The organism is Desulfitobacterium metallireducens DSM 15288 (assembly GCF_000231405.2).
GTDB classification, from domain to species: Bacteria; Bacillota; Desulfitobacteriia; order Desulfitobacteriales; family Desulfitobacteriaceae; genus Desulfitobacterium_A; species Desulfitobacterium_A metallireducens.
On the sequence record NZ_CP007032.1, the window covers coordinates 987,540 to 1,007,259 of the forward strand.

Annotated in this window: 23 protein-coding genes; 20 read left to right on the plus strand and 3 right to left on the minus strand. The window is 38.2% G+C overall.

Annotation, left to right across the window (positions count from 1 at the left end; all coding sequences use genetic code 11):
• Window positions 1-92 precede the first annotated feature (92 nt).
• Complete coding sequence (locus tag DESME_RS04720) at window positions 93-446, plus strand: HsmA family protein (RefSeq protein WP_174377975.1); 354 nt, start codon at window positions 93-95, stop codon at window positions 444-446.
• On the plus strand, window positions 443-1,177 hold the full coding sequence (gene ymfI, locus DESME_RS04725; RefSeq protein WP_006714999.1) for an elongation factor P 5-aminopentanone reductase: 735 nt from the start codon (window positions 443-445) through the stop codon (window positions 1,175-1,177). Before DESME_RS04720 ends, ymfI begins: the two co-directional genes overlap by 4 nt.
• Here the strand turns inward: ymfI and DESME_RS04730 are convergent.
• Window positions 1,166-2,068, minus strand: coding sequence for a phosphatidylserine decarboxylase (locus tag DESME_RS04730; protein WP_006714998.1), 903 nt, complete (start codon window positions 2,066-2,068; stop codon window positions 1,166-1,168). The genes ymfI and DESME_RS04730 overlap by 12 nt on opposite strands.
• A 247-nt stretch (window positions 2,069-2,315) precedes the next feature.
• On the opposite strand from DESME_RS04730, the gene DESME_RS04735 reads away from it, so the two are divergent.
• The 18 genes from DESME_RS04735 (at window position 2,316) to DESME_RS04820 (ending at window position 17,286) form a co-directional block, all read left to right on the plus strand.
• Window positions 2,316-2,882 (plus strand): tetratricopeptide repeat protein, encoded by a 567-nt coding sequence (locus tag DESME_RS04735; protein WP_006714997.1) that lies wholly within the window; start codon window positions 2,316-2,318, stop codon window positions 2,880-2,882.
• Between the two features lie 82 nt (window positions 2,883-2,964).
• Window positions 2,965-3,174 (plus strand): (2Fe-2S)-binding protein, encoded by a 210-nt coding sequence (locus tag DESME_RS04740; RefSeq protein ID WP_025248666.1) that lies wholly within the window; start codon window positions 2,965-2,967, stop codon window positions 3,172-3,174.
• Between the two features lie 70 nt (window positions 3,175-3,244).
• On the plus strand, window positions 3,245-3,952 hold the full coding sequence (locus DESME_RS04745) for a DUF421 domain-containing protein (RefSeq protein ID WP_006714995.1): 708 nt from the start codon (window positions 3,245-3,247) through the stop codon (window positions 3,950-3,952).
• An 84-nt stretch (window positions 3,953-4,036) separates the two neighbouring features.
• Window positions 4,037-4,372 carry a thioredoxin family protein gene (locus DESME_RS04750; protein WP_006714994.1) on the plus strand — a complete coding sequence of 112 codons (336 nt, stop codon included), beginning with the start codon at window positions 4,037-4,039 and terminating at the stop codon, window positions 4,370-4,372.
• A gap of 180 nt (window positions 4,373-4,552) precedes the next feature.
• The gene (locus DESME_RS04755; RefSeq protein ID WP_025248667.1) at window positions 4,553-5,032 is read left to right on the plus strand and encodes a DUF6530 family protein; all 480 of its coding nucleotides are present in this window, start codon (window positions 4,553-4,555) and stop codon (window positions 5,030-5,032) included.
• A 1-nt stretch (window position 5,033) separates the two neighbouring features.
• On the plus strand, window positions 5,034-5,384 hold the full coding sequence (locus tag DESME_RS04760; protein WP_006714992.1) for a GIY-YIG nuclease family protein: 351 nt from the start codon (window positions 5,034-5,036) through the stop codon (window positions 5,382-5,384).
• A 123-nt stretch (window positions 5,385-5,507) separates the two neighbouring features.
• Window positions 5,508-6,716, plus strand: coding sequence for an NADP-dependent isocitrate dehydrogenase (locus tag DESME_RS04765; protein WP_006714991.1), 1,209 nt, complete (start codon window positions 5,508-5,510; stop codon window positions 6,714-6,716).
• 162 nt (window positions 6,717-6,878) lie between these two features.
• Window positions 6,879-7,997, plus strand: coding sequence for a glycosyltransferase (locus DESME_RS04770; RefSeq protein WP_041484093.1), 1,119 nt, complete (start codon window positions 6,879-6,881; stop codon window positions 7,995-7,997).
• Window positions 7,994-8,716, plus strand: coding sequence for a glycerol acyltransferase (locus DESME_RS04775; protein WP_167998829.1), 723 nt, complete (start codon window positions 7,994-7,996; stop codon window positions 8,714-8,716). The genes DESME_RS04770 and DESME_RS04775 overlap by 4 nt, the downstream gene beginning before the upstream one ends.
• Before the next feature lie 137 nt (window positions 8,717-8,853).
• The gene (locus DESME_RS04780; RefSeq protein WP_006714988.1) at window positions 8,854-9,252 is read left to right on the plus strand and encodes a NusG domain II-containing protein; all 399 of its coding nucleotides are present in this window, start codon (window positions 8,854-8,856) and stop codon (window positions 9,250-9,252) included.
• A gap of 61 nt (window positions 9,253-9,313) precedes the next feature.
• Complete coding sequence (locus DESME_RS04785) at window positions 9,314-10,402, plus strand: FAD:protein FMN transferase (RefSeq protein ID WP_041483960.1); 1,089 nt, start codon at window positions 9,314-9,316, stop codon at window positions 10,400-10,402.
• A 91-nt stretch (window positions 10,403-10,493) separates the two neighbouring features.
• Complete coding sequence (locus tag DESME_RS04790; RefSeq protein ID WP_006714986.1) at window positions 10,494-11,012, plus strand: Gx transporter family protein; 519 nt, start codon at window positions 10,494-10,496, stop codon at window positions 11,010-11,012.
• A 21-nt stretch (window positions 11,013-11,033) separates the two neighbouring features.
• Entirely contained in the window at window positions 11,034-11,831 is a 798-nt protein-coding gene (locus tag DESME_RS04795) for an energy-coupling factor transporter transmembrane component T family protein (RefSeq protein ID WP_025248669.1), read from the plus strand.
• 293 nt (window positions 11,832-12,124) lie between these two features.
• Window positions 12,125-12,880, plus strand: coding sequence for a hypothetical protein (locus tag DESME_RS04800; protein ID WP_006714984.1), 756 nt, complete (start codon window positions 12,125-12,127; stop codon window positions 12,878-12,880).
• A 216-nt stretch (window positions 12,881-13,096) separates the two neighbouring features.
• Window positions 13,097-13,954 carry a DegV family protein gene (locus DESME_RS04805; RefSeq protein WP_006714983.1) on the plus strand — a complete coding sequence of 286 codons (858 nt, stop codon included), beginning with the start codon at window positions 13,097-13,099 and terminating at the stop codon, window positions 13,952-13,954.
• A gap of 294 nt (window positions 13,955-14,248) precedes the next feature.
• On the plus strand, window positions 14,249-15,430 hold the full coding sequence (locus DESME_RS04810; RefSeq protein ID WP_006714982.1) for a pyridoxal phosphate-dependent aminotransferase: 1,182 nt from the start codon (window positions 14,249-14,251) through the stop codon (window positions 15,428-15,430).
• 43 nt (window positions 15,431-15,473) lie between these two features.
• A complete protein-coding gene (locus DESME_RS04815) occupies window positions 15,474-16,382 on the plus strand; it encodes an MBL fold metallo-hydrolase (RefSeq protein ID WP_006714981.1) in 909 nt (302 codons plus the stop codon).
• 85 nt (window positions 16,383-16,467) lie between these two features.
• Complete coding sequence (locus DESME_RS04820) at window positions 16,468-17,286, plus strand: EFR1 family ferrodoxin (RefSeq protein ID WP_006714980.1); 819 nt, start codon at window positions 16,468-16,470, stop codon at window positions 17,284-17,286.
• Window positions 17,287-17,306: 20 nt separating this feature from the next.
• Here the strand turns inward: DESME_RS04820 and DESME_RS04825 are convergent, their stop codons facing one another.
• Together DESME_RS04825 and pckA are read right to left on the minus strand one after the other, a co-directional pair.
• Window positions 17,307-17,864, minus strand: a complete 558-nt coding sequence (locus tag DESME_RS04825; protein ID WP_006714979.1) for a manganese efflux pump MntP — start codon at window positions 17,862-17,864, stop codon at window positions 17,307-17,309.
• Between the two features lie 241 nt (window positions 17,865-18,105).
• Window positions 18,106-19,656: a phosphoenolpyruvate carboxykinase (ATP) gene (gene pckA / locus DESME_RS04830; protein ID WP_006714978.1), complete on the minus strand. Its 1,551-nt coding sequence runs from the start codon at window positions 19,654-19,656 to the stop codon at window positions 18,106-18,108.
• Window positions 19,657-19,720: the final 64 nt, after the last annotated feature.

Here is a 19,720-nt window from a genome sequence, read left to right on the forward strand (position 1 = left end):
TTTTAAAACCAGAGTATAAATGATAAGAAATTACGGACTTAAAATATCAATGAGGGAGGATTTAGACTGTGAGTACCTACGGATTAGTTGGAATGGTTTTCATTTTTTTAGCGTTAATTATTTATAGCATTGGGGTCTGGAGCGAAAGATTTCAAGGGCGTTTGAAGTGGTGGCATGTAGCAATGTTTTATGTTGGACTTGCATGCGATACGATAGGGACTGGAGCAATGAGTCTCATGTCAGGAGGGTTAATTCAATTCACTTTTCATGGAATGACGGGTTTGGCCGCGATCATCATTATGGTTTTCCATGCGGTGTGGGCTACACGCGTTTTAATAAAGGAAAATGAAATTTTAATTGTAAAGTTTCATGAATTTAGCCTTGTTGTTTGGATTATTTGGTTGATTCCTATGATTACTGGTGGGATTTTTGGGGCAACGGTATGAAGAAAACAGTATTAATCACGGGCGGTGCTAAAGGAATTGGAAGAGCAACCGCTGAAGTTTTTGCAGAGAATGATTTTAATGTGGTTATTAATTATTTGAGCTCGGAGAAAGCAGCTCAAAGTTTTGCCAGCGAATTAAAAGAACGAGGCTTATCTGTCCTCGTCCTTAGAGCTGATATCACTTCAAAAGTGGAAGTCGAGAAAATGTTTGAGGAAGCTTACCGTACTTTTGGTACGATCGATATACTCGTGAATAATGCGGGAATATCACACTATTCACTTTTTCCTGAAATTACGGAAGCAGAATGGGATAGGATGATCAATGTCCACTTAAAGGGAATGTTTAACTGCTGTAAGCAGGTTGTACCGGATATGATCCGGAAAAAGCAAGGGAAGATTGTCAATATATCCTCAATCTGGGGAATGGTGGGGGCGTCTTGCGAGGTGAGTTATTCTACGGCTAAGGCGGGCATGATCGGATTTACTAAAGCCTTGGCTAAAGAACTGGGTCCCTCAAATATTCAAGTGAATTGCGTTGCACCTGGGGTAATCGAGACGGATATGCTGAACCCTTTGAGTGAAGTGGATAAAGATCTTCTAAGAGAAGAGATACCTCTCATGCGATTTGGTCAAGTTAAAGAAATCGCCAATCTAGTCCTTTTTCTGGCCAAGCAAGAATCAGATTACCTAACAGGCCAAGTGATCAGTCCCAATGGGGGATTAGTTACTTAAGAGACTTTCTTTTACACCGATTTGTTCGCCCATTAACACACAACTTTCATAACCTAGTTTGGTTTGCTTAAGAATATCTTCGTCAATCTGTACTTTGTCTGGCTCGAAGAAGAGAATTACAGTAGAACCCCCAAATTTGAAATAGCCTTTTTCCCCTCCGCGATTGACACGCTTTTGGGGTGTGTAGGTTTGAATAATTGAACCGACGAAGGTAGCTCCTACTTCGACATATAAGACATCACCAAAATGGTCGGAATGAAAAATGCTCCATTCTCTTTTATTTTCACAAAAGAGTTTTTGGACCTTTTGAAGTGCAACCGGATTGACAGAATAGTATGCACCTTTGATTTTTTGAGTGCCCTCACAGATCCCGCTATCAATAAAATGGAAGCGGTGATAATCTGTGGGACAGAGCCTTAAAATTATGCAGGACCCGTTGCTATATTTCTCAGCCACTTGCTGATCTTTAATTAGCTCTCTCAGACTGTAAGTAAAGCCTTTGACTTGAACGAGACTATCCAAATCGATGTTTTCATGAGCAAAAAGTTTGCCATCTCCACAGGAAATTAGAGAATGGTTATTGGTATCTATTTGGCGTGCACTAGGCTTTAATTTTCGATAAAAGAAATCATTAAAGGACGAAAAATCCATCACGCTTTTTTCGGCACTTGATATATCAATATTAAATTTATGGATAAAAGGATTTACTTTTTTCTTACTGACTTTTCTGTCCAAATACCAACCATAGAGGCTTGAACACATTCTTTTCTTAATAACCGCTTCTAAAAGCTTCATACCTACCGGCGAAGAGTAAGTCCACCCTAGAATCTTTTCGCCAGCGACCTGTTCTATTTCGTAGGATTTATTTTTTCGGTTATAATATTTTATCAATGATTTCAACTCCTATAGAGGATATTGTAAATTATTTTTTGAGGTTGAGGAAGAGGTTTATTCAATCATGGGTTAAACAAATAAGAAAACGTCGAATAAAACGCCAAATACTTCCAAAAAGTTGCTATATTTTTCGATACATGTTAATATTTAATAGTAATATTGTTTTTTCGGAATCATGAGCGGGAAACTCAATTACAGGATGAGTTGTCTGCTTTTTTGTATTTTATGACGAAAAGAGGATAAAATGAATACGATGAATTTACAAAAGTTAGTGGACGAAGCAAGTGAAATGGCTTTACGAAATATGTGGGGGGAAGATGCCTACAATGTCAATGAGGCTATCCTGAAGATGGATCCTAATAATTGCGCTGCCTGCACAAGGTTAGCGAAATACTATAAGCTAAATGATAATATTACTGAAGCTAAAAATATGTATTTAAAAGCATTAGTTATCGATCCGAATAACAGAGCAGCGATCAATCATCTGTATGCTATAGAAAAAGATCAAGAGGAAAGCAATATTGTTGAAAATATAAATACTCTTAAGGAATTGTCAAAAGAAGCACAGAAAGCATTAACAAAAGGTAAGCATAATTTGGCTGAGAAACTATACTTAAAAGCTTACAGTATGGAACCATCGCTTATTTACGCAGTGGGTCTGGCCGAAGCCTATAGTAAATTGGGTAAATACGACAAGGTAGAGGAGCTGTACAAACAGCTTCTAGATACTCACCCTAAAAAAGCAGATGCAGAAGCGATTGAAAAGGAATTTAAACCGTTACGATTGAAGGAAAAAATTCTGGCAAGGTAAGATTTTTGGAAGTATACAGGAGCATCTGCTGATGGCAGGTGCTTTTTTAATATAAAAGTGGAGATGAAACAGAGTGGATAATATGGAACAGAATTTGAATTCTGAAATACTCGACAAATTGACAAAAGTGTGTGTCTGTAAGGGGATATCCAAAGCAACAATAAAAAAAGCGATACGTAATGGAGCAAAAACTGTAATCGAAGTTCAAAAGCATACAGGTGCAGGTGGAGGCCCTTGCGGTGGTAAACGGTGCACCGAAAAAATTGAGCAATTGATAAGAGAAATAGGATAAACAGTATATAAACTGGGAGATCGGAGATACTTAACACTTATATTCCAAATATTACAGGATGTGAAATGTATTGGATTTCCTTAAAAGTCAAGACTCATTGACAGCACTTGAATGGATCTTACGAAGTATCGTTAGCTTCGTATTTTTATTGCTTTTAGCTAAAGTGATGGGACAGCGCTCCATTTCTCAGTTAAGGTTCCTTGACTTTATTATTGCTCTGATCCTTGGAAATATTATAGCCCATCCGCTTTCAGATGAACAATTGGGGTTAAAAGGTTCGATGATTACGTCTTCTGTTCTAATTGTGCTATATGTTCTGGCGACGTGGTTGAGTCTGAAATGGACGTTATTCAGACGCTTTGTTGATCCTCCACCGTTTATACTTATCAAAAATGGCGCAATCCAATTTCAAAATTTATCGAAGGCAAGAATCTCTATAGATTATTTATTCTCGGAGCTTCGCAAAGAGAAAATAGAGGATATCCAAAAAGTAGCACTTGCCGTATGGGAACCGGGAGGAACAATATCCATTTTTAGGACCTCTCAATACGAACCGCTTACTCCCGCAGATATGAAGTTAGAGACTGAAGAGTTTACCCTAACAAGACCAATTATCGCTGAGGGAGAAATTGATCTATTGCTTCTTAAAGAAATCGGAAGGGATCAGACATGGCTTAAAGAGAGGATTGGACCGATATATAAGGAAATTCAGGATGTACCGTTAGCGACCATTGATGGAAACGAGAACGTACGGATCTATTCTAAAAGTGACTATTGAGATTTACAACGGTTTATGTCATATTATAGGAAAGATAGTACCCGTGGGGGGTAGTATTGAAATTGAAGAGGAGAACATAATAAAATGAGTGATCAATTGGCTATTACTATTCAAACGAAGGAACAATTTGAAGAGTTAATGATGGAAAAAGAAAAAGATCCGGTGATCTTATATTTCAGTTCTGAAAACTGTAGTGTTTGCCATGCTGTTTTTCCGAAGCTGATGAATCTAGTTGATGACTATCCCATTACGGTTGCAAAAATAAACGTGGATGAGCAAATGGAGATAGCGGGACAATCTTTAGTTTTTACTGTACCTACTATTCTAATGATGTATGAAGGCAGAGAAATCCTAAGAGAAAGTCGATTTGTTGATTTTGCAAACATTGAAAGAACTCTAGGATTCGCCACAAGTAATTAATCTACGATACCTAATATGAACGTAGCCTGGGTAATGAACTGAATTTACCCTAGGCTGCGTTTATTTTTTCATTTTAATTGACATAAAATTCAAAACTGGGTATACTCTTAATTACTAGATCAGTAAGTTACTAATCTAGTAATTAAGTAGCAGGACGACTATTTTTGGAGGTTAATAATGATGAAAATACCCACAACGTTAAAACATAAACCGGTTATTGTATCAGAAAACTATGAAGATATTGATGGGAGATATGCTTATAATACAGATGCCAAAGGTCTTTCGTTAGGATTAGCACAATGGAATGATCGAGGAAAGGTCGATATTTCCGCCAAAGTTTGGAGATATACAGGAGAAAAATGGTCTAGACAATCTGAGGAATTACCCCTTCATCGCGTACTTGATCTCGCCATTCTTGTTTGCCGAACTAAACTTCATTTTCGAGAAGCTTACCGGTATGAGAAATTATATGACCCAGCAAATTCGATGATCGATAGAGTAGGATTACAGGGCGATGCAATGACAGTGGCTGTTTGTACAGATAATGAAAAAATTGATGAAGACATTAAATTGTTTAGCCAAGTGCTTAGTGATGATGATGAACTCATTGGCGAACGCTTACGTACTCTATCCAGAATATTGAAGGAGATGGGGTATTAAGGTGGATCGAAAAAAAGAATTAAAGCTGCAATACAAGCAAATGAGACCCGATATGGGACTATTTATTATTCGTTCGCAAATGAACAGCAAATGTTATATAGAAGCGAGTCAGAATTTAAAGGGTGCGATGAATAGCTCTCAGTTTAAACTGGAAGGCAACTCTCATCCTAATCGGGAGTTACAAAAGGAATGGAATGAGCAAGGGGCAGAGAATTTTATGATTGATATTCTTGAAAATCTTGAATATGACAAAGATGAATCGAAGAGTGATTATAGAGAAGATTTAGTTTTGCTCCGAATGACCTGGGAAGAAAAATTGATTGAAGAAAATATGGAGTTTTATAAAAAATAAATATACATAATACAAGTGGAAGAAATCCTTGTATTAAGATACAATAACTATTATAAAATACATAATTGTTATGTCGTACAATGATTGTACTTCGAAATAATTGGAAACCTAAGGAGGAAGAAAATGCAGAAAATCCAAATGAATATTCCCTTGGTTGAAATGGATGGGGATGAGATGACAAGAATCATCTGGAAATCCATCAAGGAAATTTTGCTACGACCCTATATCGAATTAAAGACAGACTACTATGATCTTGGACTCCAGAAACGAGATGAAACAGAGGACAAAATCACAGTTGATGCAGCGAATGCGACCAAGAAATACGGTGTGGCCGTTAAATGTGCAACGATTACCCCGAATGCTCAGAGGATGGAAGAGTATAATCTTAAACAGATGTGGAAAAGTCCGAATGGGACGATCAGAGCGATCCTCGATGGAACCGTTTTTCGGGCTCCAATTATTGTGAAGGGTATACAACCTTTGATTCCAACTTGGAAAAAACCGATTACGATTGCCCGTCACGCTTATGGCGATATCTATAGAAATGTTGAATATAGAGTCGGTGAGCCCGGAAAAGCTGAGCTTGTTTTTACCAATGAAAAAGGGGAAGAAACGCGCCAGACCATTTTTGAATTTAAAGATAAGGGCGTTCTCATGGGGATGCATAATATTGACCGCTCTATTGAAAGCTTTGCACGAGCTTGTTTTAATTACGCTCTTGATGTGAAGCAGGATTTGTGGTTTTCAACGAAAGACACGATTTCCAAAAAATATGACCATACCTTTAAAGATATTTTCCAAGAAATTTATGATCAGGAATATAAGCAAAAATTTGAAGAAGCGAAGATTGAATATTTCTATACGTTGATCGATGATGCTGTTGCTCGTGTTATTCGCTCTGAAGGGGGCTATATTTGGGCATGTAAAAACTATGATGGCGATGTTATGTCAGACATGGTGGCAACTGCCTTTGGAAGTCTAGCTATGATGACGTCCGTACTCGTTTCACCGGAAGGTAATTATGAGTTTGAAGCAGCACATGGTACTGTTACACGCCATTATTACAAGCATCTTAAAGGGGAAGAAACATCAACGAACTCTATGGCTACACTTTTTGCTTGGACGGGCGCCTTAAAAAAACGTGGAGAACTTGATGGATTGATGGATTTAGTTGAGTTTGCCAACCAATTAGAGGAAGCTTCGTTGAAAACAATCGAAGCAGGAATTATGACGAAAGATTTGGCTCTTATTGCAGATATCCCTAATAAACGAGTTGTTAATACAGAAGATTTTCTCTTGGAAATCAAGAAGACCCTCGATAATATGCGTTAAATGAAATTAATTGGATTTAAAAAGCTATGTTGGCATGTATGCCTTCATAGCTTTTTTTATTAGACAAGGAAGTTAGATGAAAGGATATGATATAATGAAATTGGATGAGAATGGAAATGCAAGCGTTGATTTGAATGGATAGGAATGATGCAATTTTTGAATATGAAGTCTCAAAAGACAATACGCGTTAACAGCGCGGTTATTATCCCGGCGTTAAACCCAATACTCGCTTTAACTGACTTTGTACGAGCCTTGCTAGAGCGTGGTGTACCAAAGGTTATTGTTGTAAATGACGGTAGTGATAGTTCGTATAATCCTATTTTTCATGAGATAGAACAGATGGAGCACTGTACAGTGCTTGTTCATGAAGTGAATCGTGGCAAAGGGAAAGCCTTGAAAACAGCATTCACCTATATTATTGAACACTACTCTTATTTGGACGGCGTGGTTACAGCTGATGCTGATGGTCAGCATACGGTAGAGGATGTTTGCAAGATTGCAGAGAGGCTGTCGTTAAAGGAAAATTCCCTTGTTTTAGGTGTGCGGAATTTCAAAGAGTCTAATGTGCCCTTACGCAGTTATATGGGTAACCTGATGACTGGCTTTCTTTTTCAGTCCCTCTATGGATATAATTTGCAGGATACGCAAACTGGTCTTAGAGGTATACCCATACGTGAGCTTATATGGATGGTTGAGACGAGTGGGGAGCGCTATGATTATGAAATCAACGTGCTGATTAAAGCAAGACACCATAAAGTCAGCTTTTCAACGGTGCCTATTCAGACGGTTTACTTCGATAACAATTCTGGTTCACATTTTAGTACGGTAAGGGATGCGATCCCAATTTTCCTACGCCTTTCCTCAGGGCTTATCCAGTATTCCGGAGCAACGATAGTAACCGGATTTATTGATATAGCAGGATTTTTTGTATTGAATAGTATTATCCTCGCTAATCTATCTGCGCCTGTACGGATTTTGCTAAGTACAGGTATTGCTCGTTTTATGTCTTCTATCTTGAATTTTTTCATGAACCGGAGAATCATTTTTGCCGACAAAGGCAAACTGGTAAGCTCGGCAGTTCGCTATTATATTTGGGCAATTATATTAATGATAATTTCTTCTAGTCTGGTATATACAATTAGCCTGTTTTGGGGGATCAATGAATCAATTATTAAGCTTATCATCGATATTGCATTAGGGTTTCTTAGTTATCAGGTTCAGTTGCGCTGGGTTTTTCGGGACACGGAGAGTATTGATGCGAATGATTATTTTTCAAGGTGAAAAAAATGAATGATAAAATTAGCAAAAACATCTATAAATTTTCGCGTTTTTGTATCCGCTGCTTTTCTTCGAGATATCGGGTTTGTCTATCGGAGAAAAATATAAATGATACAGGCATACCTGTAGTTTATGTGGTGCATCATCAGAACTTGCGAGGCCCGATTCTCAGCATAGCTTGGCTTAATATTCCTGTGCACTTATGGGTTCTGAGTGTATTTAGCGATCAACGAACATGCTTCCGCCAATTTTATGATTATACTTTTACCCAGCGCAGGGGTATCCCAAAGGGACTGGCCGCGGTTATCGCATATCCAGTATCAGTTTGGGTATCGGGAATAATGCAGGGGATGAATGCGATTCCTGTTTTTCGCGGTTCAAGAGCCATTGCTAAGACATTTAATCAGAGTCTTAAAGCTTTGATTAACGGAGAAAATCTATTGATTTGCCCAGATATTGACTATACAGATCCAGGTCCACATATGGGGGAAATGTATGATGGATTTCTTGACTTAGAACGATATTATATAAAGCGAACCGGTCATCATCTCGCTTTTATTCCATTATACATTAGCAAACGTGAACATTGCATCTATGAAGGAAAAGCGGTTTATTTCCACACGGTGGGCGATTTTAAAAATGAAAAGAAAAATGTATACGATCGATTGATGCAAGAATTTTCGCGTTTAGAAAATCGGTATGGGTCAGGTCTAATGTCGTAAAAAAGCGAAATATTGTCGATAATTCATCATAATTTGTTCAACCTTTTTTGGTATAATAATATAAATGCTTTTATCCTTTAATGACCAGAAGATTTCTAGGGATAAATCGATTTGAATACGGTGGTGAAAATGTTAACATGAAAAAATTAGAAAAAATAATTGTCGCAGTTATTTTATTATTAAGTATTTTGTCAATGGGGATTATGATGATTTCAAAACCAAACAATCAAGATGGAATTATCGTTATTCAAGTGGACAATAAAGTGGTTAAGAAAGTCGCATTGAATTATTCGAGTGAAGTCAAAACTTATGAGTTTAGCTTTAATGGCAATATTGCCTCAATTGAATCTAAAAATGGAAGTGTAAGATTGCTTGAAATGAGCGATGAACTTTGTCCAAATCATATCTGTTCAGATACCGGCTGGATAAATCAATCTTATCAATCTATTGTTTGTCTTCCAAATCAGATCATAATAACAATTGAAGGAGGTGAAGCAGATAAAGAGAATAAAGGTCAAATCGATATCGTGATTTAAATCTTCAGTGAGAAACTTCTAGTTGCACAATTAAGTTATTGCAGAAGGGGCTGAATTGTAGTTGAACTTGAAAAAACAAATCGGAAAAAGGTTGGCTTCAATAGTACTTGTTATCATGGCTGCCGGAATATTAACAGCGTGTAGTTCGAACACGAATTCCAACTCTACTTCAAAATCAAACGATGAAGCATATACAGCCGATGGGTTTGCAATGGGGACAGTTATCTCGCAAAAGATTTATGGCACGAATGGAGAATCTACTGCCAATGAGACTATGGAGAAAATAACAGATTTGGAAGCCCTTCTAACCTTTAATGCGCCTGAAGGCGATATCTATAAACTTAACGAAAATGCAGGAAAAGCGAAGGTTGAATTGAATTCGGAAACGATTAAAATATTGAACAAAGCGCAACGCATTTCGGAACTGAGCGGAGGTGCCTTTGATGTGACAGTAGGCCCAGTCGTAAAAAGCTGGGGTATTGGAACTGAAAATGAACGGATTCCAACGCCAGAGGAAATAAAAGATCTACTTACCCTTATTAATTATAAAGACTTAGAAGTGGATGGAAATTTAGCTTCTTTAAAACGAGCCGGTCAACAGGTGGATCTAGGAGGCATTGCCAAAGGCTATGCAGGAGATGTTGCGAGGGATATCTATAAAAAGAACGGTATCCGATCTGCTTATATTAATCTTGGTGGTAATGTTGTAACCCTTGGTAATAAGCCTGATGGAAGTCCATGGACTGTAGGAATTCGTAATCCTCGGCCTAAGGCGAACCAAACGAGTGGTCAGCAAATCGTGGGTACCGTTACCGTAACTGATAAAGCGGTAGTAACAGCAGGAGATGACCAGCGCTACTTTGAAAAAGATGGCAAACGTTATCATCATATTATTGATGCACGCACAGGATATCCTGCTCAGTCAGACTTGATGAGCGTTACTTTAATCACAGATTCATCCTTTAATGCGGATGCGATTGATACGGCAGCTTTTATCTTAGGCTTAGAGAAAGGCAGGGAACTTATCCAAAAGCAGGGTGGAATTGAGGCGGTTTTTATTACGAAAGATAAAAAAATCTATGTCACCGAAGGTCTAAAGGAAAATTTTGAGTTCCTTGACGAAAGTAATGAATATCAATATGTTAAATAAGATGATGTGGATTTTGGCTAAGGCGTGATTAGGGGAGAGATTAAAGGAGAATTTGAATGATCAGCATTCTGACTAAAGTAGGTAATCATAGATGAACAAAAATAAGAAATATGCACTGATTATTATACTCGTGACCAATGCGATCCTAATTTCATTTCTAGAATCGTTTATACCCATCCCTATTCCTGTACCTGGAATTAAGCTGGGACTCGGAAATATTATTACGATGATTGCTGTTGTATTTTTGAGCTGGAAGGATGTTCTTTTCATTGTAATCGTACGTAGTTTTGTAGTCGCAATACTAACAAGGGGTGTGATGATGCTCGCTTTTAGTTTGAGCGGTGGCATCCTGAGTGCTCTTGTTATGTTGTTGCTGTATAAAAAACTTTCGAGGTTTTTGAGCATTAAAGGGATAAGTATTGCTGGAGCTATAACGCATAACACAGCACAAATTGTGGTGGCATCGTTTATTTTGGGACAAGTTGTTATTTTATATTATCTTCCTGTGCTCATAATTTCTGCAGTAATTACAGGCTTAATTACAGGAAGTATAGGCGAAATGGCAATCAATGAGATAAGAAAAAAAGAGGTTTTTAAAGATGAAAAATAAGCAGGAAGAATTGCATTGGCCATGTCAAGTAATTCAACTTTAACAAATCTAAAACAGGCCCAAAGCGCTGAGAGATCGGATATGGATGGGCTTATTAAGTTTATTCTAGCCACACTCCTTGCTATCTTGCCTTTTTGGGTTCAAAATATGATGAGTTTTGGCGTTCTAACTATTTACTTAGGAATTATGACTCTAGCATCGAAAATAAAGCCAAAAACTTTATTAATCAGTGCGACCTCGTATGCGATCATCGTCCTGATTCCTTACCTTTTTGGCCTATTAATGAATACCCTTATCTACTCGCTTTCTAACAATGCGTTATTTGCGAATCAACAAGGAACCTATGAAAGCTTTCTAAGATTATTCCGATTGTTTATTATTTGGTATGTAAGCATCCTGTACTTCCATTCAACCCCGATTAAGACGGTGTTGGGGATGCTGGATAAACTCCTGAAGCCTTTGAAATTACTGGGGGTACCTGTAGAGGACTACTTAAAAGTGGTCATGTGCGTTGTGATTGAGCTTAAATCGATGGGAGTTGAAGTAAAGAATAGTTTAGGAGAAAGTATGCGTTCAGTTATGGGAGAAGGTGGACGATGGTTTAAAATAAATGTAAAAGGGATTGCTCAGATTATCGTTTCCTTAATTGTGGATTCCTTTGGGAAATTAGAGAAGATAGAAAGTTTTGTGGAGAAAGTTAATCCTGAAGAGTTATATTATTATTGCTTTAAACTATCCAAAAGAGATGTGGTCGTAGTATTGAGTTTCATCATGCTTGTATCTCTGATGTGGATGATTGAGATAGGATATTTTGTCTAAATTATTTTCTTGACATAATATGTAGGATATGGTAAATTCAAAATTGAGCCAAGTTAGTTGCAATTTGCCATGAGTAGTTTAAATCGTGCTTATTCGTATTTTCACTAATGGATTTATAAGTGAAGATTAACAATTTAGGTACTTACTTTTCCAAGTTAACATACAATATTGCCCGGATTAATAAAATAATCACTGGAAGGAGGCATTATTTTACTAATCTATTTATATCTTTAATTGTGGAGGCTAGGAGAACATAGGTAAGTACAAAAGAAAGTTGTGTAGGAGGGCTATTGATGAAAAAAGTAAAGGCTATTACAACTGCTTTGGTTTTGACTACGGCATTGTTAGTAGGGGGGTGCGGTGCATCTCAGACAGCACAGGCTCCTGCGGCTCAGGCACAAAAAGAAGTTAAACTCTTTCAAGGATTAGGTCAAACAGCGAATCTTCGTGTTGGACCTGGTACGGATGCAAATGGCGGACAAGTTTATACGATAAACTATACAATGGCTGATGCGATCTTTGATCAGGACGGAAAAGTTGTTCATGTCTCCTTTGATGGCTTAGAAGTATTTTCGCCAAATGATAAAGAGCATGTCGCTGGCGGCGCACCAATATTCTCAGGATTCCCTGGTCAAGCGGGTTATCTCACCGCTGCAGCTGCCACGGAAGACAGCGCCAAGAAAGAACTTGCAAACTGGCAATCAAAAATTAATCGCGGCGACAAAGCCTACGGTTTGGAGAGTCAAATAGGCGGTTGGTCAGTTCAAATGAATAAATTTGGAGAATTCATGAAAGGCAAAACAGTGGCAGAAATTAAAGACTGGTTTGCTAAAAACGCTTCTGACCTTAATGGTCGTCCGTTAACTGAAAAAGCGACAAAACCTGAGGATGTCGCAAAGTATGGTAAGCTTTCAGCGGATGAGAAGAAAGCACTTGCTGATGTAACATCAGGTGCAACGATTAGTCTTAAGGATGCACATGGTGATTACATAGGAGCACTTGAAAACGCTTATAAAAACAAAGTCGAAGTTTCAGTCCCCGTTAAATAATTATTCATGGAGCTGACGTAATGAGAGGGTATTCCCAAACGGTAATTTTTATTATCATTGGGGATACCCTCATTTATATATATAGAAGCTTCTAATTATCTTTGGGGTATGCTTTGTCACCATAATCTTGTAGATAGAGGGACGGTTCTTCTGTCTTGATTAAAATAGATTTTGTTTATATACTAATCTTGGAATGAGCGATGAGAGGAAGCTAGAATGGCAGTACAAATTTTAACAGATAGCACAAGTTATTTAAGTGAAGAGATCAGAAAAGAGCTGGATATTAGAGTCGTTTCCTTAGGCCTATCCTTTGGCAATGAAAGTATGAAGGAAACTGACATTGATAATGAGAGCTTTTATCAAATGATGGCTCAAAAGGGAATCCCGACTTCTTCACAACCTTCTGTTGGAGATTTGGAAAAAGAAATGATAAGTGGAGTTGAAAAGGGAGATCAGCTATGCTGTATTTTTATGTCCTCTGAGATGAGTGGTACATTTTCTACAGCACAGCTTGTTAAGGAAATGGTTTTGGAGAAATATGAGGATGCAAAGATTGCGGTTATTGATTCGAAATCTAACTGCATGCAACTCGGCTTCTCAGTCATTCAGGCTGCTAGGACTGCGAAAGCGGGAATGTCATTAGAGAAGGTTTCGCAGGCAGCGCTTGAAAATATAAATAAAAGTCGGTTCTTATTTATCCCAGAGAATCTTGATTATCTCAGAAAAGGCGGTCGAATAGGTGGGGCCAGTGCCTTGCTAGGAAACCTCTTTAAAATTATTCCAATATTGACAGTAGAAAATGGAAAAACCTCAGTGCTAATGAAGGTAAGGACAAAAGGAAATGCTTTGCGAGCTATGGTAGATCAAGTGGTCAAGGATATCAGCGAGAAGGGGCTAGGTGAAATTGCGGTTGAGCATATAAATTGCAAACAAGAGGCAAAAGAATTGGCAAAAGTGATTAAAGAAAAACTAAACGTCAACATCGATATCATGGATATAGGGCCTGTTATTGGATTACATGTAGGCCCGGGAACACTCGGAATCGTTTATTATACCCTAAAAGATATCAGATGAAAGAAAAGATTTTGATGGTATAAAACCCCTCCAAGTTCTGGAGGGGTTAAATATTTTGCTTATATTTTAAGAAGTTCATACTTGGGGCTTCCCAAGTATTGTTCCTCTGTCTGCCTTGAACAAAACGTGATTTGTCGATATACTATTCTCAGGTAATCTTTAGTATTATTTGCGTAAATTGTATTAATAAAAATAGAGAATACATAATAAATGGAACAGTAATTCTAGGATAGATTAAAGAGATAGACATAAGAATCGTCCCCGTGTATACGTGTTGAAGAAAGGTTGATGACGATGATATCAAGAACAATGCAAGAGCAGGTGAAGAACAGCTCGATTATTCGTGCCATGTTTGAAGAAGGGAAAAGACTGGCAGCGATTTATGGAACTGAAAATGTATATGATTTTAGTCTGGGAAACCCGAGTGTTGAATCGCCTGCAGAAGTAAAAAAGGCAATTTTAGAGGTTGTTAATGAAGAAGATGCGATAAGTATTCACGGTTACATGAATAACTCAGGTTATGAAGACGTAAGAGCTGCGATTGCAAAGTCCATCAATGATAAATTCAGCACTTCGTTTACCCATAATAACATCGTTATGACTGTTGGCGCGGCAGGCGGGTTAAACGTTGTTTTTAAAACTTTACTCAATCCCCAGGATGAGGTCATTACGTTTGCCCCGTTTTTTGGTGAATACAGAAGCTATGTAAAAAACTATGAGGGAAAATTAGTTGTCGTTGCTCCTAATACGGTTGATTTTCAACCTAATCTTGAAGAACTTAAAGACAAGATCACCCTTAATACGAAAGCGGTGATTATTAATTCACCTAATAATCCCACAGGTGTTATTTATTCAGAAGCTACTATCATTAAGCTGTCGGAAATACTGAAAGAGAAGCAGAAGGAATTTGGGATAGAGATTTACCTCATTTCTGATGAACCCTATCGTGAGCTGGCATATGATCATGCTGAAGTGCCTTATCTTACAAAATACTATGAGAATACAATAGTCGGATACTCTTTTAGTAAATCCCTTTCTTTACCTGGCGAAAGAATAGGCTATCTCGTGATTCCAAATCAGGTAACGGATCACGAAGATGTCATTGCAGCAGCGAATATCGCAACTCGTATTCTAGGTTTCGTAAATGCTCCATCCTTATTTCAGCGGGTCATCGCTAAGTGTTTAGATGCGAAGGTGGACCTTGCAACCTATAATCGGAATCGTGAACTTCTTTATAACGGACTTTTGTCGTACGGATACGAATGTATCAAACCTGAAGGGGCTTTTTACATGTTTGTAAAGACACCCATTGAGGATGATGTTGAGTTTTGCAATTTGGCTAAGAAGAAAAATATCCTCGTTGTACCCGGTACTTCCTTTTCCTGTCCAGGATATATTCGAATTGCCTATTGTGTCGCTTATGAGACAATCGAGAAAGCCTTACCAGGCTTTAAGGCTTTGATTGAAGAATTGTGAGTTATTCCTTGCAAAGGAATAAGGAAAAACAGAGGAGATTGGGATGAAACTAATACAAGTTAGAGGGAATACGTTTTGTATCGATACCGGAATGACAGCAATTCCTATTTATAAAATAAATGATGAAGAAATTATTATGTTGGATACAGGATGGGTGAAGGAGAGAGAAGGAATTGAAAACCTTCTTGAGGAAAATAGCCTTAGAATAGTGGGTATAATTAATAGTCATGCCCATATCGACCATATCGGAAATAATGATTGTTTCAAGAAAAAGTATAACTGCCTGATTGCGATGTCAGCTTTTGAAGCGCTTCTTTGCAGTTCGACAGTCACTCTTAAAACGTACTACAGTAGCCAAACCTTGTCTGAGGTTGAAAAGCATTTTGGACATATGGTTTGTGATACAGATATTATGATCGAGGATAACCAAAATAAAATATATGTCTGCGGCATCAAATTTAAGATATTTCATACTCCAGGACATAGTCCTGCCCATATCTGTATTATTACGCCAGATAATGTAGCCTATCTTGGGGATGCTCTCATCAGCTATGAAGTGATGGAGGGGGCTAAAATGCCCTATGCATTTATCCTAAGAGAAGATCTAAAAAGTAAAGAAAAACTTTATGACTTAAAATGCACCAAATATATAGTGGCCCACAAAGGGATATATAGTGATCAAGATATTACAAAACTGATTACTGATAATCTTAATTTTTATAAACAGCGCGCGGCCAAAATATATTCGCTCATCGAGGAAGCTATGACCCTGGAAGATATCACGAAGGCCGTCCTCAAGAGTTTCAACATCAGTATAGGGAGCATCTCTCGATATGCTGTGATCGAGAGAATGTTAAGATCTTATGTTGAATATCTGAATGAATCAGGAATGATTAGCTTAAAGATGGAAAAAGGGTTTCTAAAATACTCAAAAGGCAATACTGATTTATAATTTTAGAGAAATATTCAGATTATTCTGTTATAATGAGTTGGGAATACTGGGTGAGGTGTATAAGTCGCAGAGGAGGCCGATCATTGTGAATAAAAGGATCAATACGCTCTATTTTAGTGCAACTGATACGACGAGAAAAATTGTAACCAGCATAGCCGAGGAACTGGCAAAACATCGTGAGAAGGGAAAAACAATTCGGAATATGGATTTTACCTTACCGGAAGGAAGAAAAGCTGCCGTCTCTTATGAAGAAGACGATGTTGTTATTATCGGAATCCCTGTTTATGCGGGAAGAGTTCCTAATGTATTACTGAAATATTTAAATTCAATTCAGGGTAATGGGGCATTAGCGGTTGCAATCGTCGTTTATGGGAACCGAAATTATGATGATGCTTTAATCGAATTAAAAGATATCCTTGAATTAGATGGCTTTAAAGTCATCGCAGCCGCAGCGTTTATTGGAGAACACGCCTTTTCTAAAATACTGGCTCAAAACAGACCTGATGAAAAAGATAGCCTCTTTAGCCGAGAATTCGCAAAACAAATCGATAAAAAAATGACAACACAAGTTGAAATTCAACCTATTGTTGTCAATGGAAATAAACCCTATCGAAACTATTATATGCCTAGGGATAGACAAGGCAATCCTGTTGATATTCGAAGGGTTACGCCCAAGACGAATAGCAATTGTACGGATTGTAAACATTGTGTCAATATTTGTCCTATGGGCTCCATTGATTCTGAGGATCCTTCTAAATTAATTGGGATTTGCATTAAATGTGGAGCATGTGTTAAAAAATGCCCTGTAAATGCTAAGTATTATGAGGATCAAGATTATTTAAGACACAAATCCGAATTAGAAATAGAGTTTGCTCGACGGAGAGAGCCTGAGTTATTTATATAATGAAAGCATCAATAAAGTTATTAATAAAGTCCAAGGTGATCAAGTAGAATTTTGAGTCCCATGGCAATGAGAATAAGGCCACCTGCAAACTCGGCTTTAGATTTGAATTTCGTTCCGAACACATTGCCGATTTTTACACCCACAAAAGAAAATAAGAAGGTAGTAATACCAATCACGGAAACTGCTGGAAGAATATTGACTTGTAAAAAGGCAAAGGTTACGCCAATAGCCAAGGCATCAATACTCGTTGCAAGAGATAGGACGGTCAGGTCTTTAATGTTAAAGGAGTCGTCAATCTCATCGTAACCCTCTCTTGATTCTCGAATCATATTGATACCGATAATGGATAGCAGGACAAAGGCAATCCAGTGGTCAATCGAGGTAATGCTAGCTTTGAACTGAGTGCCGAGAAGATAGCCGATGAGTGGCATTACGGCCTGAAAAGCGCCAAAGAAAAGACCAACTGTTAGAGCTCGCTTGTAACTCATTTTTCTCAGAGATAATCCCTTGCAGATGGCAACCGCAAAAGCATCCATCGATAATCCAATGGCTATGATTAATAGTTCAAAAAATCCCATGTTATAACTCCTTTTTTACTTTTTAGTGTTTGTATTTAGTCTACCCAACAAGAAAAGACTCAAGTATAGCGAAATCTATACTTGAGTCTTTGAGTTTCTCAACAAAGGCACATGTATAGCAAGGCCGCGCTACACATGAGTCTCATTCATTAAGGTAAGCCAGACCCCAAAAGGTCAGTATGTTGACTTACCACACAGCGATGCTGTGCAAACTACTCCCTCACGGAATGTTTAATTTCGTTTAATATAGTGTGTTAACTTGCTTATAATTTTGGGCGAAACGAGATGCTAAGTCTTTTGCAATCGAATCGAATTCGTTTTTATCTGTCCAAGTATTGCGGGGGTTTAGGATTTCACTAGGAACTCCATCTACATGGTCAGGCACGAATAAGCCAAATGTGGGATCAGCGGTGAAGTTCGCCTGTTCAATCGAGCCATTGAGTGCTGATGTAATCATGGCTCGAGTATAAGCTAACTTAATTCGCTTACCCGTTCCATAAGATCCACCGGACCAACCCGTATTCACGAGGTAAACTTTTGTGTCATACGTTGAAATCCTTTCGCCGAGCATTTCCGCGTATACGCGGGGTTCGAGCGGAAGGAACGGGGCTCCAAAACAGGTGGAAAAAGTTGCCGTTGGTTCAGTAATGCCGCGTTCTGTTCCCGCTAATTTTGAGGTATATCCCGAGAGAAAATGATACATAGCCTGTTCTTTAGATAATTTTGAAATAGGAGGTAATACTCCAAAGGCATCAGCAGTTAAGAAAAAGATTACTTTAGGCTGTCCTGCGACGCCGGGTATAACCGCATTTCCTATATGTTCAATAGGGTATGCTGCACGGGTATTTTCCGTTAATGATTTGTCAGCATAATCGGCATGCCGAGTCTCTAAATCGAGAATAACATTTTCAAGAACAGTCCCATATTGAATGGCATTCCAAATTTGAGGTTCTTTTTCTTTGGAGAGGTCAATACACTTGGCATAACATCCACCTTCGAAATTGAAAACCCCATCTTCACACCAACCATGTTCATCGTCGCCAATCAAACGTCGCTCTGGATCAGCTGAGAGTGTTGTTTTACCTGTGCCGGATAACCCAAAGAAGAGGGCGACATCGCCACTTTTTCCGATATTTGCAGAGCAATGCATTGAGAGGGTCTTTTGAAGGGGTAAATAGTAATTCAACACGCTGAAGATGGATTTTTTCATTTCGCCAGCATATTGAGTTCCTCCGATTAAAATGACGTGTTTCTCAAATGAACAGATGATAAAGGCTTCTGAATGTGTGCCATCGGTTTTGGGATTCGCTTTAAAGCCAGGAACTGCAATAATTGTAAAACCGGGTTGATGACTTTCTAATTCCTCTTCAGTCGGTCGAATAAAGAGTTGATGGACAAAGAGGTTTTGCCAAGCATATTCATTAATAATTCGAATGGGCAAACGATATTTCTCATGGGCACCGGCGAATCCGTCAAAGATAAAAAGTTCACGTTCTTTAAGATAGAGTTTAACTTGATCGTACAGATTTTCAAAGCAATCTGTAGAAATTGGGCGGTTTACAGTGCCCCAAGCGATCTGATTATGTACTGAGGGTTCATCGACAATAAATTTATCCTCAGGTGAACGGCCTGTATATTTTCCTGTACTTACACGCAAAGCTCCTGAAGAAGCGAGAACTCCTTCTTTGCGAGCGAGAGCTGTTTCGACTAATTCAGATACGGACAGATTATAGTGTATCTTCTTCGACGTAAGGGTTTCGCTAACCTCGATGGGCTGAGCGCTAGTATTCATAGGATGTTCTGCTCCTTTTTTTGAAATATTAACAGAATATTGTATACGCACTATTATAACAACA